We start from the raw sequence: 15,252 nt of genomic DNA, 5'->3' as shown, positions 1-15,252 counted from the left end.
CTGTCCGAGACCCGTCAAGATCAAGCCACCCCGCCCGAAACGGGCGGGGTGACAGCCTCACGTGTCACATTCCGTGAGCCAAGTGGATCAAGCGGATCGCGTGGACCGCGTGGACCGCGTGGATCAGACTCGGCCGCGGTCCGCGCGGCGGCGGGCGGCCTCGTAGAGCACGACGCCGGCCGCGACACCGGCGTTGAGGGATTCGGCGCCGCCCGGCATCGGGATGCGGACGAGGTAGTCGCAGTTCTCGCCGACGAGGCGGCCGAGGCCCTTGCCCTCGGAGCCGACGACGATGACGACCGGGCCGGCGAGCGCGTCCAGGTCGCTGACCGTGTGCTGGCCCTCGGCGGCGAGGCCGACGATCGCCATGCCGGCCTTCTTGTACTCCTGCAGGGCGCGGGTCAGGTTGGTGACGCGGGAGACCGGGGTGCGGGCGGCGGTGCCGGCCGAGGTCTTCCAGGCGCCGGCGGTCATGCCGGCGGCGCGGCGCTCGGGGATGACCACGCCGTGGCCGCCGAAGGCGGAGACGGAGCGGACGATCGCGCCGAGGTTGCGCGGGTCGGTGACCCCGTCGAGGGCGACGATCAGCGGGTCCTCGCCGTTGTCGTACGCGGCGGCGGTGAGGTCCTCCGGGTGCGCGTACTCGTACGGCGGGACCTGGAGGACCATGCCCTGGTGGTTGAGCCCGTTGGTCATGCGGTCGAGCTCGGGGCGCGGGGCTTCCATCAGGTTGATGTTGCCGCGCTCGGCCGCGAGCTGGAGGGCCTCGCGGACCCGCTCGTCGTTGTCGATGAACTGCTGCACGTACAGCGTGGTGGCCGGTACACCGTCACGCAGCGCCTCGAAGACCGGGTTGCGGCCGACGACCATCTCGCTGGTGCCCTTGGGACCGCCGCGGCGCGGGGCCGGGCGGCGCTTGGCGGCCTGCCGGGCCATCGCGTTGCTGATGCGGTTCGCCTTGTGCTTCTTGCGGTCCTCGGCCTTGGGCGTGGGGCCCTTGCCCTCCAGGCCCTTGCGCCGCTGGCCACCGCTGCCGACCGTCGCGCCCTTCTTGTTGGACGTGCGGCGGTTCCTGCGCTGGCTGTTCCCGGCCATGACTTCTACCTGTTTTCGTTGATGCTGCGATATGTACGTATGAAGAGTGTGCCGCCCGGAGCGCCGGGCAGCACACCAAGCTCAGCTGCCCGGCCGCGGGGACTCAGCGGGGGCCGAGCGTCCAGCGCGGACCCGTCGGACTGTCCTCGATGACCAGGCCCGACTGCTGGAGCTGGTCGCGGATGGCGTCGGCGGTCGCCCAGTCCTTGCGGGCCCGGGCGGACTCGCGCTGTTCCAGAACGAGCCGGACGAGGGTGTCGACGGCGCCGTGCAGGTCCTCGCCGCGGTCCGTCTCCTCGGCCCAGTGCGGGTCGAGCGGGTCCAGGCCGAGGACGCCCAGCATCGCCCGCACCTCCGACAGGCGCGCGATGGCCGCGTCCTTGTCGTCGGCGGCGAGCGCGCTGTTGCCCTGGCGGACGGTGGTGTGGACGATGGCGAGCGCCTGCGGGACCCCGAGGTCGTCGTCCATGGCCTCGGCGAAGGCGGGCGGGACCTCGGCGGCCGGTTCGACGGGCGAGCCGGCCTTCTCGATGACGCGCTGGTAGAAGCCCTCGATGCGCGCGAAGGCGGACTCCGCCTCGCGCAGCGCCTCCTCGCTGTACTCGATCATCGACCGGTAGTGCGGGGTGCCGAGGTAGTAGCGCAGGACGATCGGGCGCCACTGCTTGACCATCTCGGAGACGAGGACCGAGTTCCCGAGGGACTTGGACATCTTCTCGCCCGACATGGTGACCCAGGCGTTGTGGACCCAGTACTTCGCGAACTCGTCGCCGAAGGCCTTGGCCTGGGCGATCTCGTTCTCGTGGTGCGGGAAGATCAGGTCCAGGCCGCCGCCGTGGATGTCGAAGGCCTCGCCGAGGTACTTGTGCGCCATGGCGGAGCACTCCAAGTGCCAGCCGGGGCGGCCGCGGCCCCAGGGGGTCTCCCAGGAGGGCTCGCCGGGCTTGGCCGACTTCCACATGGCGAAGTCGCGGGGGTCGCGCTTGCCGGTCTCGCCGGTGGACTCCGGCTGGCGGATGTTGTCGAGCTCCTGGCGGGACAGCGAGAGGTAGCCGGGATACGACTTCACGTCGAAGTAGACGTTGCCCTCGGACTCGTAGGCGTGGCCGCGCTCGATGAGGCCGCGCATCATCTCGACCATCTCGGTGACGTGGCCGGTGGCGCGGGGCTCGTAGGTGGGCGGCAGGCAGCCGAGGGCGCTGTAACCGTCGTTGAAGGCGCGCTCGTTCTCGTAGGCGATGGACCACCAGGGGCGGCGCTGTTCGGCGGACTTCGCGATGATCTTGTCGTCGATGTCCGTGACGTTGCGGATGAAGGTGACCTCGTAGCCCCGGTACGCGAACCAGCGGCGCATCATGTCGAAGTTGAGGCCCGACCGGATGTGCCCGATGTGCGGGGCCGCCTGGACCGTGGCGCCACAGAGGTAGATCGAGACGCAGCCCGCGGTGAGCGGGGTGAAATCACGGATCTGCCGGGCGCTGGTGTCGTACAGGCGAATAGTCACGGCATCCAGGGTAGTGCGCCTGTAGCAGTGCCCCGCGACCCTTTGGGGACGCGGGGGCCTCTTTGTTGTGGAAGAAGTGTTTTCCTGCGTCGCACTACGCGCGATTCGTCCGGTACACGAGGGCGGTCGCGATGGCGGCGAGCCCTTCGGCGCGGCCGGTGAGGCCCAGCCCGTCGGTGGTGGTGCCGGAGACGGAGACGGGGGCGCCCGCGGCGGCCGCGAGCGCCTTCTGCGCCTCTTCGCGCCGTTTGCCGATCTTCGGGCGCACGCCGATCACCTGGACGGCGATGTTGCCGATCTCGAAGCCCTCGGCGCGGACGATCCGGGCGGCTTCTGCCAGGAGGGTGACGCCCGCGGCTCCGGACCACTCGGGGCGGGAGGTGCCGAAGTGCGCGCCGAGGTCGCCGACGCCGGCGGCGGAGAACAGCGCGTCGCAGGCGGCGTGCGCGGCGACGTCGCCGTCGGAGTGCCCGGCGAGGCCGTCCTCGCCCTCCCACAGCAGCCCGGCGCACCACAGCTCGCGCCCGGCCTCGAAGGCGTGCACGTCGGTGCCGATGCCGACGAGCGGGATCACGGGACTAGTAGGCATCGGTGGCCCTCCTGCGGGCGAGTACGGCCTCGGCGAGGACCAGGTCGAGGGGGCGGGTGACCTTGAAGGCCTCTTCGTGGCCGGGGACCACGACGACGGTGACGCCGAGGCGCTCGACCATGCCGGCGTCGTCGGTGGCTCCCTCGCCGGCCACGGCGATCTCGTCGTGGGCGCGTACGAGGGTGGCGCGGTCGAAGCCCTGCGGGGTCTGCACGGCGCGCAGCCGGGCCCGCTCGGGGGTGGCGACGACGGGCTCGGGCTCGCCGGGCTTGCCGGGCTCGACCTCCTTGACGGTGTCGGCCAGCGGCAGGGCGGGCACCACGGCCGGGGCCCCGTCCCGTACGGCTTCGATGACGGAGTCCACGGTGTCGACGGGGACCAGCGGGCGGGCCGCGTCGTGGATGAGCACCGAGGTGATGTCCGGCGGCAGCGCGTCGAGGCCGGCGCGTACGGACTGCTGGCGGGTCTGTCCGCCGGGCACGACCACGATCTCGGTGCGGTCGGGCAGGGCGTGCTCGTTCAGGAGGAGGCGCACGCCGTCGGCTCCGTCGGGCGGGGCCACGACGACCACGAGGGAGACCGCGCGGGAGCGGGCCATGGCGCGGACGGCGTGGATGAGCATCGGGGTGCCGCCGAGGGCCCGCAGGGCCTTGGGGGCGCCGGGCCCGAGGCGTACCCCTCGGCCGGCGGCCGGGATCACCGCGGCGGTGCGGTGGGGGCGCGTTTCGTCAGACATCAGTAGGTAGCTCCGAGCCAGGTTTGTGACTTCGGCCGACATGGGTATGGCCTGAAGGGTGCCGGGTGCGACGCCCTCGCCCCTTCCGTGACGACCGAGTCGAGCAGGCTGCCCCGGACCCGGCACGCCAGTGAGGATCAAAAGGTATGGGTACAGACATGCCGCAGCGCCCGGCAACAGGCCCCTCGTGGAGGAGAGGCCTTGTCAGCGGGCACCGCGGCACAACTGTGTACACATTGTTCAGATGAACACTGTTTGCTGTACGGGGCCTCGCGTCAGGACGCGAGCACCTCGTCGAGGAGGGCCTCGGCCTTGTCCTCGTTCGTGTTCTCGGCGAGCGCGAGTTCGCTCACCAGAATCTGGCGCGCCTTCGCGAGCATGCGCTTCTCACCCGCGGAAAGCCCGCGCTCACGCTCACGACGCCACAGGTCACGCACCACTTCGGCGACCTTGATGACATCGCCAGAAGCGAGCTTCTCCAGATTTGCCTTGTAGCGCCGGGACCAGTTCGTCGGCTCTTCTGCATACGGTGCGCGAAGCACCTCGAAGACCCGGTCCAGCCCGTCCTGGCCGACTACGTCGCGAACGCCGACGAACTCCGCATTGTCCGCAGGCACACGAACCGTCAGGTCGCCCTGGGCGACCTTGAGCACCAAGTAGGTCTTGTCCACGCCTTTGATCTGGCGAGTCTCAATGGCCTCGATCAGCGCGGCCCCGTGATGGGGATAGACCACGGTGTCGCCAACCTTGAACGTCATGTGACAGGTACCCCTTCCGTGGCTATCCAGGGTAACACGAGAACTGACTGTTATGAATGGCGTTTTCGCAGGTCAGGGCACATCTCGGGGCTTGACAACAGCGACAGGAACGTGCTGCGGAGGGCTTCCGGAAGGGGGTATTCGCAGGTCGGGGGCGCTGTGCGGACCAGGCGAAAGGGCCACGCTACACCCGCCCGACACCCCCGCCAGCGTGACGTACGTCCCGTTTTGCCGGTTTCGGAGTCGAGAAACCGAACTACTCCGTTCGACTGGCGGCCGCCTCGCGCGGAGGGGTTCCGGCCCAATCCCGAATTGATCACGCGGCGGCGTTCCCGGGAATCCCGGAATTGATCACGGGGCGCCCGCCGCCGATATGCGGGCGTCACATGATCGGCACGGGGGAATGCAAGATCGCGGGCTGGGGGCGGCCCCCCGGCAGGGCGGCCGCCGCGCTGCGGAGGGTCGGGTGCGGGGGCAGGGCGGCGGCTCGGTAACCTAAGGCCCGCTGACACACCCTTAGAGCGGCTTTACCTCGGCCGTTCCCAAGGGAGCCCACCCTCCCGTCCCGTACGTCCAAGGAGATGCCGCCGCCGTGAGCCGCAGCCTTCGACGCGGCGCCCTCGCCGCCACCGCCGTCGTGTTCTCGATCGCCTCGCTGGCCGCATGCGGTGCGGGCAACGACGCGCAGACCCTCCAGATCAAGCCGGACAACGCCGCCGTCACCAAGGGCGAGATCAAGATCCAGAACGCACTGGTGATCAGCCAGGGCACGAAGGAGAAGAAGGGCCCCGCCGCCGTCTCGGCGACGGTCTTCAACGCGGGCACCAAGGAACAGACGCTTGACGGCATCACCCTCCCGGGTGGCAAGGGCAAGGTCGTCCTGAAGGCCGCCACCGGCACCGGCAAGGTCATCGTCCCGGCCGGCGGCTCCGTGGTGCTGGGCGGCCAGGGCAACCCGTCCGCCGTAATCGAGAACGGCGCCGAGGCGGGCAAGGACGGTGACGTCCAGAAGGTCGTCTTCCAGCTGAGCAGCACCGGCGACGTCGCGCTGGACGCCTTCGTGGTCCCGGCCACCGGCATGTACGCGGGCTTCGGCCCGACGGCGGCCCCGGCCGCCGCCGGCCCCACCCCGTCGGGCAGCCCCGCGGGCACCCCGTCCGGCAGCCCGTCCGGCACCCCGTCGGGCACCGCCTCGGGTGCCCCGGCCGGCACTCCCTCGGGCACCCCGGCCGGCGCGCCGTCCGGCGCCCCGTCGGGTTCCGCCTCGCGCAGCGCGGGCCACTGAGCCGGTACGGCACGTACGGGAAGGGCCCCGGTCGCATCTGCGACCGGGGCCCTTCCCTGTATCCGTTCGGTTTACGGCTCGAACTTGTAGCCGAGGCCGCGCACCGTGACCAGGTAGCGCGGCGCGCCCGGGTCCGGCTCGATCTTGGCGCGCAGGCGCTTGACGTGGACGTCCAGCGTCTTGGTGTCACCGACGTAGTCGGCGCCCCAGACCCGGTCGATCAGCTGCATGCGGGTCAGTACGCGGCCCGCGTTGCGCAGCAGCATCTCGAGCAGGTCGAACTCCTTCAGCGGGAGGTCCACCTTCCCGCCGGCGACGGTGACCACGTGGCGGTCGACGTCCATCCGTACGGGGCCCGCCTCCAGAGCCGCCGGGGTGACCTCTTCCGGCTCGCCGCGGCGGCGCAGGACCGCGCGGATGCGGGCGACCAGCTCCCGCGAGGAGAAGGGCTTCGTGACGTAGTCATCGGCTCCTATCTCCAGCCCGACGACCTTGTCGATCTCGCTGTCCTTCGCCGTCACCATGATCACGGGGACGTTGGAGCGGCCGCGTAGCTGCCGGCAGACCTCCGTGCCCGGCAGCCCGGGGAGCATCAGGTCGAGGAGTACGAGGTCGGCGCCGTTGCGCTCGAACTCATCCAGCCCGTCGGGCCCGGTCGCGGCGATGGCGACCTCGAAGCCCTCCTTGCGGAGCATGTAGGACAGGGCGTCGCTGAATGATTCCTCATCCTCGACGACGAGCACTCGGGTCACGGAAGGACCTCCGGGGCAGGGATGGCTGTTGCTGAGTCGGGCAGGGGTGGAGCGGGTGCGGGGGTCGTCGCCGGGGCCGGCGCGGCCGCTTCGGGGAGTCGCAGCGTGAACGTGGAGCCCTGGCCCTCCGAGCTCCACACCGCCACCTCCCCGCCGTGCGAGGCGGCCACGTGCTTCACGATCGCAAGGCCCAGGCCCGTGCCTCCCGTGGCGCGGGAGCGGGCCGGGTCCACGCGGTAGAAGCGCTCGAAGATGCGCTCGCGGTCCTTTTCCGGGATGCCGATGCCCTGGTCGGTCACGGCGATCTCGATCAAGTCTCCCCCGGGTGCCGCGACCCTGCGCCCGGCTATGCCGACGCGGGTGCGGGCGGGGCTGTAGTTGACGGCGTTCTCGACCAGGTTTCCGAGGGCTGCCGCGAGCTGTCCGCGGTTGCCCCAGACGCGCAGGTCGGCGGTGCCGCCCGCGGCCATGGTGATCTGCTTGGAGGAGGCCGTGTGGCGGCAGCGGTCGATGGCCTCGGCGACCAGGGTGTCCACGCGGACGGGCTCGGCGTCCTCCAGCGGGTCGTCGTTCTGCACCCGGGAGAGGTCGATGAGCTCCTGCACGAGGTTGATCAGCCGGGTGGCCTCGATCTGCATGCGGCCGGCGAAGCGGCTGACCGCCTCGGGGTCGTCCGAGGCGTCCATGACGGCCTCGGACAGCAGGGAGATCGCGCCGACCGGGGTCTTCAGCTCGTGGGACACGTTGGCGACGAAGTCGCGGCGTACGGCCTCGATGCGGCGGGCCTCGGTGAGGTCCTCGACCAGGAGGAGCACCAGGCGGGAGCCGAGCGGGGCGACGCGCGCCGAGACGGCGAGGGCCTCGCCGCGGCCGGTGCCGCGCCGGGGCAGGTCCAGCTCGACCTGGCGTATCTCCCCGTCGCGGCGGGTGTCGCGCGCCATGTGGAGCATCGGTTCGACGGCGAGTTTGCCGCCGCGGACCAGTCCGAGGGCGTACGCCGCCGAGCTGGCCTTGACCACCGCGTCACCCTCGTCGAGTACGACGGCGGAGGAGCGGAGCACGGAGAGGACGGTGTCCACGCCGGGCGGGAGCACCGCGTTGATGTCGGGGCGCATGGAGCTCCGGGTGGGGCGGGCCTGGTCGCGCTCGCTCCAGCGGAACGCCAGCATCGCGATCACACCGGTGCAAAGACCGGCGATCGCTGCAGCTGCGGCGACCGCCGCGTTCACGTCCATGCATCCAGGTTAAGCAGGCACAACGACACTTCCACAGCCGTTCGGGTGCCACCTCGAACAGTCGTCGCCCAGAGTTCACCCTGGGTACGGGGTTGATTCATTTGTGATGCCGGCGTCGGACGCGTTTGCGGCTCACCGTGTCAACGTGGGGCCAGCGGCCGCCCCGGCCGGCCCCCGCCAGAAGTGCAGTAGGTCAAGAGAGGGACACCAGACATGCGTGACGCGTACCACGAGGAACTGGACTCGATCGGAGAGGGCCTGGTCGAGATGGCCCGGCTGGTCGGTTCCGCGATCGGGCGGGCCACGACGTCCATGCTCGACGCCGACCTGAAGCTCGCCGAGAGTGTCATCGCCGCCGACCAGAAGGTCGACGACCTCCAGCACGACCTGGAGGCGCGCGCGATCGCGCTGCTGGCCCGGCAGCAGCCGGTCGCCACCGACCTGCGCATCGTCGTGACCTCGCTGCGGATGAGCGCGGACCTGGAGCGCAGCGGCGACCTGGCCCAGCACGTGGCGAAGCTCGCCCGGCTGCGGTTCCCGGACACGGCCGTGCCGCGGGACCTGCACGCCACCATCCTGGAGATGGGGCAGCTGGCGCAGCGCCTGATGGCGAAGGCCGCCGAGGTCATCATCACCAAGGACGTCGACCTGGCCCTCCAGCTCGAGCACGACGACGACGAGATGGACCAGCTGCACCGCACGCTGTTCCAGCACCTGATGGACGACCGCTGGAAGCACGGCATCGAGACGGCCGTGGACGTGACGCTGCTGGGCCGCTACTACGAGCGCTTCGCGGACCACGCGGTGTCGGTGGCCAAGCGCGTGGTGTACCTGGTGACGGGCGAGCACGCGGACGAGCTCCAGCCGCCGACCCAGGTCGAGGGCGTCTGAGCCCGGGCGCGAGCCCCAATGCGCCGTTGACGCGCCGGTGTGGCTGGGCATGAATGAGGCGAAGGCGGTCCGTCGTACGGCGGCCCGTACGCCGCCTGCACGAGGAGGAACCATGCCCGATTCCCCCGTCCCCATCACACCGGAGCAGGAGCAGCCGCCCCGTCCGGAGCCGCTGCGCCTCCCGCTGCTCGCCGCCTGCGGCTGCGGCTCGGGCTGCGGCTGCGGCTGCCAGTCCGGCGCGCCGTGCCAGTGCGGCGGCTGACCCCGCCGACCCGGCGCACCACGCACGAAGAGCCCCCCGCCCCGCTGCACGTCAGCGGGCCGGGGGGCTCTGTCGACACCATCCCCGGTGATCGCCCGCCGCCCTGCTCGGTAGGCTGTGCGCGAGCTCATGCTGAGCGCGTTCAAAAGCTAAAAATCGGGGGGTTCGGTGCGCAATCGCCGACTCGTAATGTCCGCTGCCGCCCTCGTGGCGGCAAGCATCGGTCTCATACCCGGCACGGCTCAGGCCGCTGATCCGGTCAAGCCCGCCGCGCAGCCGGCGGGAGCACCTGCCTTCGACCCGGCAGAGGGTGTGGCGGCAGGGTTCGGGACCTTCACCAGCGCCGCCGCCGGCAGCACGCAGCTGAGTCTCTTCCTGAGCGCCCGGGTGTGGTCGGCGCACGGCTTCGAGCTGACGACCTCGCTGAGCAGGGGTACCCCGCCGCTGGACACCACCATCGACTGGGGTGACGGGACCACGGACACGGTGGTGGCGTCCGGTTCTTCGGAGACGCGGACCAACCACGTCTACAGGAAGCTCGGCGAGTACACGATCAAGGCCACTGTCGTCGATCCGGTACTCGGAACGCAGGACACCGAGGAGGTCCGGGTCAAGACGGCGGGCTCGGAGTTCACCCCGTACGGTCCCACCCGCCTGCTGGACACCCGCAGCGGCACGGGCGCCGTCAAGGGCAAGGTCAACGGGTACTCCTCGACCCGCCTGAAGGTCGCGGGGAACGGCGGCATCCCCACCGGGGTCGCCGCCGTCGCGCTCAACGTGACCGCCGCCAACACCACCAGTGGCGGGCACGTCAGCGTCTTCGCCTCCGGCAGCCCGCGGCCGACCGCGTCGAACATCAACTTCGAGGCCGGTCAGACCGTCCCGAACCTGGTGATCGCGCAGGTCGGCGCGGACGGCTACGTCGAGCTGTACAACGGCGGCTGGGAGCCGGTCGATCTGATCGCGGACGTCACCGGCTACTTCGGCCAGCGGGAAGCCAGCGGGTACGACCCGCAGGCGCCGGCCCGGGTCGTCGACACCCGCTACGGGACCGGCGCGCCGCGCGGTCCCGTAGCCGGCCAGGGGTCCTTCACCGTCAAGGTGGCCCAGCCGGGCGCCACCGCCGTCGCGCTGAACGTGACGGCCACCAACCCGCAGGAGGCCGGTCACCTGACCGTCCACCCGGCCGGGCAGGCGGCGCCGAGCACGTCGAACGTGAACTTCACCGCCGGGCAGACGGTAGCCAACTCGGTGATCGTGCCGGTCGGCAAGGACGGCGAGATCACCGTCCGCAACGGCTCCTGGGCTCCGTCCGACGTCATCGTGGAGCTGGTCGGCACGTACAGCACCGCGAGCGACGGTGCCTACGTGCCGCTCCCGCCCGTCCGGCAGATCGACACGCGCGAGCTCTACTGGTCCAAGGGGCCGTGGCCCGCGCGCGCGTACCTCTGGCAGGCCTTCTCGGTGGGGCAGGAGGCCTGGGTGCTGAACACCACGGTCACCAACACGCGCGGCGCGGGCTTCCTGTCGGTCGCACCGGACCCCAACTCCACCGGCAACTACGCCGACAGGACCGCCATCACCCCGAACCGCCCGGAGTCCTCCACCCTGAACTGGACGGCGGGCAAGACCGTCGCCAACCTGGTCCAGGCGAGCTCCGGCAACAACGGCATCGTCGACTTCTGGAACCAGGGCTGGGACAGCGCCGACCTGGTCGTCGACATCTTCGGCTACTACGACAACTGGTAGCCGAGCCGCGCTTCGAGGCGAACGAAAGCCCCTGACCCGCACCGTGCGTGCAGGTCAGGGGCTTGACCGCTCTTGCTACTTCTTCTTGCCCTGGTTCTTGACGGCCTCGATGGCGGCCGCGGCCGCGGCCGGGTCGAGGTAGGTGCCGCCCGGCTTGAGGGGCTTGAAGTCGGCGTCGAGCTCGTAGGCGAGCGGGATGCCGGTCGGGATGTTCAGGCCCGCGATGTCGGCGTCGGAGATGCCGTCCAGGTGCTTGACCAGGGCGCGCAGGGAGTTGCCGTGCGCGGCGACCAGCACCGTGTGGCCGTCCAGCAGGTCCGGGACGATCGAGTCGTACCAGTACGGGAGCATGCGGACGACGACGTCCTTGAGGCACTCGGTGCGCGGGCGCAGCTCCGGCGGGATCGAGGCGTAGCGCGGGTCCTCGGACTGGGAGAACTCCGTACCGTCCTCGAGGGCCGGCGGCGGGGTGTCGTACGAGCGGCGCCACAGCATGAACTGCTCCTCGCCGAACTCGGCGAGGGTCTGGGCCTTGTCCTTGCCCTGGAGGGCGCCGTAGTGGCGCTCGTTCAGGCGCCAGGAGCGGTGCACGGGGATCCAGTGACGGTCGGCGGCCTCGAGCGCCAGCTGCGCGGTGCGGATCGCGCGCTTCTGGAGCGAGGTGTGCACGACGTCGGGGAGCAGGCCGGCGTCCTTGAGCAGCTCACCGCCGCGGACCGCCTCCTTCTCGCCCTTCTCGTTGAGATTGACGTCCACCCAGCCGGTGAACAGGTTCTTCGCGTTCCACTCGCTCTCGCCGTGGCGGAGGAGGATCAGCTTGTACGGTGCGTCGGCCATGCGTACGAGCCTAATGGACGGCCCGGGGCGCTCGCGCGCGGTGTCCGCGCCCGCCGATTGACGCCGGACGTCAATTGAGTGGCGCGGGCAGACCCCCCGCTCGTAATGTGCGGCGAGCCGAAGAGACACTTACATCGCCGGGGGGATCCCTTATGTCCGCTGCCAGTTTGAGACGGGCCGCCCGGGAGAGCGTGTCGGGTCTGCCGCCCGCGTTCTGGTGGCTGTGGACGAGCACCCTGGTGAACCGGCTCGGGGCCTTCGTGGCGACGTTCATGACCTTGTACCTGACCCTGGACCGGGGCTACTCGGCCTCCTTCGCGGGACTCGTGGTCGCCCTGCACGGGCTGGGCGGGGTGATCTCCTCGCTGGTCGCCGGGGTGATGACCGACCGGCTCGGGCGCCGGCCGACGCTGATGGCCGCGAACGTCGCGACCGCCCTGTCGGTCGCGCTCCTCGGCTTCATGGAGCATCCGGCGGCGATCGCGGCCGTCGCGCTGCTGGTGGGCATGGCCTCCAACGCCTCGCGGCCCGCCGTGCAGGCGATGTTGGCCGACATCGTCCGCCCCGAGGACCAGGTGCGGGCCTTCGCGCTGAACTACTGGGCCATCAACCTCGGCTTCGCGATCTCCGCGACGGTCGCCGGTTTCGTCGCCGAGTACAGCTACCTGGCCGGGTTCCTGGGCGAGGCGGCGCTGACGCTGGTGTGCGCGGTGCTCGTCTTCGTGAAGCTGCCCGAGTCCCGGCCCGAGAAGGGCGACGCGGCCGCGGCGGCGGACGAGCCGGAGATCGGGCTCGGCACGGTGCTGCGCGACGGGCGCTTCATGGCGGTGGTCGGGCTGTCGTTCCTGATCTCGCTGATCTTCATGCAGGGGTCGTTCGGGCTGCCGCTGGCGATGGGCGCCGCGGGCTTCTCCACCGGGGACTACGGGCTGGTCGTCGCCGTGAACGGCGTGATGATCGTGGTGCTGCAGATTCCGCTCACGCGGTTCATCGAGCGCCAAGACCCGCAGAAGCTGCTCGTGGTCTCGGCGCTGCTGGCCGGGTACGGGTTCGGGCTGACGGCGTTCGGCGGGTCGATCGGGGTGCTGGCGCTGACCGTCTGCGTGTGGACCCTCGGCGAGATCATCAACTCGCCGACCCAGATGGGCCTGGTCGCCCGGCTCTCCCCGGTGCACGGGCGCGGCCGCTACCAGGGGATGTACACGATGTCCTGGGCGGTGGCCTCGCTGATCGCGCCGCTGCTGGCGGGCGGGATGATCGACCGGTTCGGCGCGGGCTGGCTCTGGGGGGCGACAGCGGCCCTCGGGACGGTCGCCGGGCTCGGGTACTGGCTGCTGATGCGCAACCTTCCCGCCGAGTCCGGGACCGGGACAGGGACCGGAATCGGGATCAGGACCGGAACCGAGCCCGCGGCGGGGGCCGTACCGGCCGAGGTCAGGCCGACGGCTGCGTCAGGTGCTTGAACGCGTCCAGGTTGCGGGTCGGTTCGCCGCGGGAGACGCGCCATTCGTACTCGCGGCGGATCGCCCCGGCGAAACCGAGCTCCAGCAGCGTGTTGAAGGCGCCGTCCGCCGCCTCGAGCACCGTGCCGAGCAGCCGGTCCAGCTCCTCCGGCTCGACCACCGAGAGCGGTAGCCGGCCGGTCAGGTAGATGTCGCCGAGGCGGTCCACCGCGTAGCTCAGCCCGTACAGCTTGAGGTTGCGCTCCAGCAGCCAGCGGTGGACGCCGGCCTCGTTCTCGTCCGGGTGGCGGATCACGAAGGCGTTGACCGACAGCGCGTGCCGGCCGACGCGGAGCGAGCAGGTGGTGCTCAGCTTGCGGGTGCCGGGGAGCTGGACGACGTACGAGCCCGGCTCGGGGCTCTCCCAGCTCAGCCCGGCGCCGGTGAGCGCGGCCTCGATGATCTCGGCGGTGTCAGCCATGGTGGGAGCGTACGCGACGGCGGTGATCATGCATCGCTGCGGTGTACACGTCGGCCGTGCCGCTCGCGGCCGTGTCCCAGCCGAAGAACTGCGCGTGCCGCGCCGCCTCGGCGCCCATCCGGTCCGCGAGCCAGGGGTCGTCCACGAAACGCCGCAGCTCACGCGCGTAGTCCACCGGATCGTGGCCGGGTACGAGGATGCCGGTGATCCCATCGTTGACGGCGACGGGCAGTCCCCCGACCTCGGCGGCGAGCACGGGCGTGCCGGTGGCCTGCGCCTCTATGGCGACGAGCCCGAAGGACTCGCTGTACGAGGGCATGACCAGCACGGACGCCGCCCGGAACCAGTCGGCGAGGCTGTCCTGCCCGACCGGCGGGTGGAAGTGCACGAGGTCGGCGATGCCGAGCTTCGCGGCGAGCTTCTGCAGGCCCTCCGGCTTGGCGAGGCCGCTGCCGCTGGGGCCGCCGACGACGGGGACGAAGAGGCGGCCGCGCAGCGAGGGGTCCCGGTCGACGAGCTCGGCGACGGCGCGCAGCAGGATGTCGGGGGCCTTCAGCGGCTGGATCCGCCCGGCGAAGAGCGGGATGACGGCGTCCTGCGGCAGGCCGAGGCGGGCGCGGGCGGCGGCCCGGCCGTCGCCGACGGTGAAGCGGTCGAGGTTCACGCCGGGGTGGACGACGGCGACCTTGCCGGGGTCGGCCTCGTAGTGCCGGACGAGTTCGTCGGCTTCCTCGGCGGTATTGGCGATGAGCCGGTCCGCGGCGGCCACGATCTGGGTCTCGCCGATGACGCGGGCGGCGGGCTCGGGCGTGTCGCCCTCGGCCAGCGCGGCGTTCTTGACCTTGGCCATGGTGTGCATGGCGTGCACGAGCGGGACGCCCCAGCGCTCGGCGGCGAGCCAGCCGACGTGCCCGGAGAGCCAGTAGTGGGAGTGGACGAGGTCGTAGTAGCCGGGGCGGTGGCCGGCCCAGGCCTGCATCACGCCGTGGGTGAAGGCGCACAGCTGGGCCGGGAGCTCTTCCTTGGCGAGGCCCTCGTACGGGCCCGCGTCCACGTGCCGTACGAGGACCCCGGGGGCCAGCTCGACCACGGGCGGCAGACCGCCGGCGGTGGCCCGGGTGAAGATCTCGACCTCGATGTTGATCGCGGCGAGGCGTTTGGCCAGCTCGACGATGTAGACGTTCATGCCGCCGGCGTCGCCGGTGCCGGGCTGGTGCAGCGGGGAGGTGTGGACGCTGAGCATGGCCACGCGGCGGGGCTTGCGGTGGTGGCCGACGGCCGGCAGGCGCAGTCGCGGCGGCTCGTGCCGGGTGGCACGGGCGGCGGCGAGGCGGCCGGTGAGGCTGCCGCCGAGGCGGGACACGTACTGGCTCAAGGGAGCAGTTCCTCTCGCTCGACGACACTCGGACCGGACGACACGGGACGGCACGGGGACGCCACGCGGACGGCGGCACGGCATGCCGACGGGCGGTGGCCGGGCATGCCGACAGGGGCGCGCCGGGCGCCCTGCAAGGAGTGCAACCCGGATGGCCGCCCCGCGCATTCCGGGGTGGCCGGATTTCCGCGACTTTTCTCGGCCGGGACGTGGCCGGATCTCGGCCGGATCTCGGCCGCGACCGGTTTTTCCTCCCGCGAG

General features: G+C 71.2%; 15 protein-coding genes. 5 read left to right on the top strand and 10 right to left on the bottom strand.

Annotated features, from left to right (window positions below):
- Nucleotides 1-123 precede the first annotated feature (123 nt).
- The 5 genes from rlmB to ACIPUC_RS25265 all read right to left on the bottom strand — a co-directional run bounded on the left by rlmB (nucleotide 124) and on the right by ACIPUC_RS25265 (nucleotide 4,682).
- Nucleotides 124-1,095 carry a 23S rRNA (guanosine(2251)-2'-O)-methyltransferase RlmB gene (gene rlmB / locus ACIPUC_RS25285; protein ID WP_446592375.1) on the bottom strand — a complete coding sequence of 324 codons (972 nt, stop codon included), beginning with the start codon at nucleotides 1,093-1,095 and terminating at the stop codon, nucleotides 124-126.
- A gap of 103 nt (nucleotides 1,096-1,198) precedes the next feature.
- Nucleotides 1,199-2,599, bottom strand: a complete 1,401-nt coding sequence (gene cysS / locus ACIPUC_RS25280) for a cysteine--tRNA ligase (protein WP_446592374.1) — start codon at nucleotides 2,597-2,599, stop codon at nucleotides 1,199-1,201.
- Between the two features lie 94 nt (nucleotides 2,600-2,693).
- Nucleotides 2,694-3,188 carry a 2-C-methyl-D-erythritol 2,4-cyclodiphosphate synthase gene (gene ispF / locus ACIPUC_RS25275; RefSeq protein WP_446592372.1) on the bottom strand — a complete coding sequence of 165 codons (495 nt, stop codon included), beginning with the start codon at nucleotides 3,186-3,188 and terminating at the stop codon, nucleotides 2,694-2,696.
- Nucleotides 3,178-3,924 carry a 2-C-methyl-D-erythritol 4-phosphate cytidylyltransferase gene (ispD, locus tag ACIPUC_RS25270; RefSeq protein WP_446592370.1) on the bottom strand — a complete coding sequence of 249 codons (747 nt, stop codon included), beginning with the start codon at nucleotides 3,922-3,924 and terminating at the stop codon, nucleotides 3,178-3,180. Before ispD ends, ispF begins: the two co-directional genes overlap by 11 nt.
- 275 nt (nucleotides 3,925-4,199) lie before the next feature.
- Complete coding sequence (locus ACIPUC_RS25265) at nucleotides 4,200-4,682, bottom strand: CarD family transcriptional regulator (protein WP_003953493.1); 483 nt, start codon at nucleotides 4,680-4,682, stop codon at nucleotides 4,200-4,202.
- A 592-nt stretch (nucleotides 4,683-5,274) separates the two neighbouring features.
- On the opposite strand from ACIPUC_RS25265, the gene ACIPUC_RS25260 reads away from it, so the two are divergent.
- On the top strand, nucleotides 5,275-5,967 hold the full coding sequence (locus tag ACIPUC_RS25260; RefSeq protein WP_446592369.1) for a DUF461 domain-containing protein: 693 nt from the start codon (nucleotides 5,275-5,277) through the stop codon (nucleotides 5,965-5,967).
- 71 nt (nucleotides 5,968-6,038) lie between these two features.
- On the opposite strand, the gene ACIPUC_RS25255 is transcribed toward ACIPUC_RS25260, so the two are convergent.
- Both ACIPUC_RS25255 and ACIPUC_RS25250 read right to left on the bottom strand, forming a co-directional pair.
- The gene (locus ACIPUC_RS25255; protein ID WP_030387286.1) at nucleotides 6,039-6,719 is read right to left on the bottom strand and encodes a response regulator transcription factor; all 681 of its coding nucleotides are present in this window, start codon (nucleotides 6,717-6,719) and stop codon (nucleotides 6,039-6,041) included.
- The gene (locus ACIPUC_RS25250) at nucleotides 6,716-7,954 is read right to left on the bottom strand and encodes a sensor histidine kinase (protein WP_446592368.1); all 1,239 of its coding nucleotides are present in this window, start codon (nucleotides 7,952-7,954) and stop codon (nucleotides 6,716-6,718) included. The genes ACIPUC_RS25255 and ACIPUC_RS25250 overlap by 4 nt, the downstream gene beginning before the upstream one ends.
- A 213-nt stretch (nucleotides 7,955-8,167) precedes the next feature.
- Between ACIPUC_RS25250 and phoU the strand changes: the two genes are divergently transcribed.
- The 3 genes from phoU to ACIPUC_RS25235 all read left to right on the top strand — a co-directional run bounded on the left by phoU (nucleotide 8,168) and on the right by ACIPUC_RS25235 (nucleotide 10,856).
- A complete protein-coding gene (gene phoU, locus ACIPUC_RS25245; protein WP_446592367.1) occupies nucleotides 8,168-8,845 on the top strand; it encodes a phosphate signaling complex protein PhoU in 678 nt (225 codons plus the stop codon).
- 112 nt (nucleotides 8,846-8,957) lie between these two features.
- A complete protein-coding gene (locus tag ACIPUC_RS25240; RefSeq protein WP_167344738.1) occupies nucleotides 8,958-9,107 on the top strand; it encodes a hypothetical protein in 150 nt (49 codons plus the stop codon).
- Between the two features lie 207 nt (nucleotides 9,108-9,314).
- The gene (locus ACIPUC_RS25235) at nucleotides 9,315-10,856 is read left to right on the top strand and encodes a hypothetical protein (protein WP_446592365.1); all 1,542 of its coding nucleotides are present in this window, start codon (nucleotides 9,315-9,317) and stop codon (nucleotides 10,854-10,856) included.
- Nucleotides 10,857-10,931: 75 nt separating this feature from the next.
- Here ACIPUC_RS25235 and ACIPUC_RS25230 read toward each other — a convergent pair whose 3' ends face one another.
- A complete protein-coding gene (locus ACIPUC_RS25230; RefSeq protein WP_446592363.1) occupies nucleotides 10,932-11,693 on the bottom strand; it encodes a phosphoglyceromutase in 762 nt (253 codons plus the stop codon).
- Between the two features lie 152 nt (nucleotides 11,694-11,845).
- Between ACIPUC_RS25230 and ACIPUC_RS25225 the strand changes: the two genes are divergently transcribed.
- Entirely contained in the window at nucleotides 11,846-13,156 is a 1,311-nt protein-coding gene (locus tag ACIPUC_RS25225; protein ID WP_446592362.1) for an MDR family MFS transporter, read from the top strand.
- Here the strand turns inward: ACIPUC_RS25225 and ACIPUC_RS25220 are convergent.
- The gene (locus ACIPUC_RS25220) at nucleotides 13,128-13,616 is read right to left on the bottom strand and encodes a YbjN domain-containing protein (protein ID WP_446592361.1); all 489 of its coding nucleotides are present in this window, start codon (nucleotides 13,614-13,616) and stop codon (nucleotides 13,128-13,130) included. The two genes, ACIPUC_RS25225 and ACIPUC_RS25220, sit on opposite strands and share 29 nt — an antisense overlap.
- A complete protein-coding gene (gene mshA / locus ACIPUC_RS25215; RefSeq protein ID WP_446592360.1) occupies nucleotides 13,609-14,991 on the bottom strand; it encodes a D-inositol-3-phosphate glycosyltransferase in 1,383 nt (460 codons plus the stop codon). The genes ACIPUC_RS25220 and mshA overlap by 8 nt, the downstream gene beginning before the upstream one ends.
- Between the last annotated feature and the right edge of the window lie 261 nt (nucleotides 14,992-15,252).

The sequence above is a fragment of the Streptomyces sp. LARHCF249 genome, from assembly GCF_052871255.1.
The sequence above is the reverse complement of the archived record's forward strand: the minus strand, read 5'-3'. Positions and strand labels throughout refer to the sequence as shown.

What these genes read in the sequence shown, in the direction of transcription:
- rlmB (WP_446592375.1), bottom strand. Translation starts at nt 1,095, where the DNA reads ATGGCCGGGAACAGCCAGCGCAGGAACCGCCGCACGTCCAACAAGAAG.
- ispF (WP_446592372.1), bottom strand. Translation starts at nt 3,188, where the DNA reads ATGCCTACTAGTCCCGTGATCCCGCTCGTCGGCATCGGCACCGACGTG.
- ispD (WP_446592370.1), bottom strand. Translation starts at nt 3,924, where the DNA reads ATGTCTGACGAAACGCGCCCCCACCGCACCGCCGCGGTGATCCCGGCC.
- ACIPUC_RS25265 (WP_003953493.1), bottom strand. Translation starts at nt 4,682, where the DNA reads ATGACGTTCAAGGTTGGCGACACCGTGGTCTATCCCCATCACGGGGCC.
- ACIPUC_RS25250 (WP_446592368.1), bottom strand. Translation starts at nt 7,954, where the DNA reads ATGGACGTGAACGCGGCGGTCGCCGCAGCTGCAGCGATCGCCGGTCTT.
- phoU (WP_446592367.1), top strand. Translation starts at nt 8,168, where the DNA reads ATGCGTGACGCGTACCACGAGGAACTGGACTCGATCGGAGAGGGCCTG.
- ACIPUC_RS25240 (WP_167344738.1), top strand. Translation starts at nt 8,958, where the DNA reads ATGCCCGATTCCCCCGTCCCCATCACACCGGAGCAGGAGCAGCCGCCC.
- ACIPUC_RS25230 (WP_446592363.1), bottom strand. Translation starts at nt 11,693, where the DNA reads ATGGCCGACGCACCGTACAAGCTGATCCTCCTCCGCCACGGCGAGAGC.
- ACIPUC_RS25225 (WP_446592362.1), top strand. Translation starts at nt 11,846, where the DNA reads ATGTCCGCTGCCAGTTTGAGACGGGCCGCCCGGGAGAGCGTGTCGGGT.
- ACIPUC_RS25220 (WP_446592361.1), bottom strand. Translation starts at nt 13,616, where the DNA reads ATGGCTGACACCGCCGAGATCATCGAGGCCGCGCTCACCGGCGCCGGG.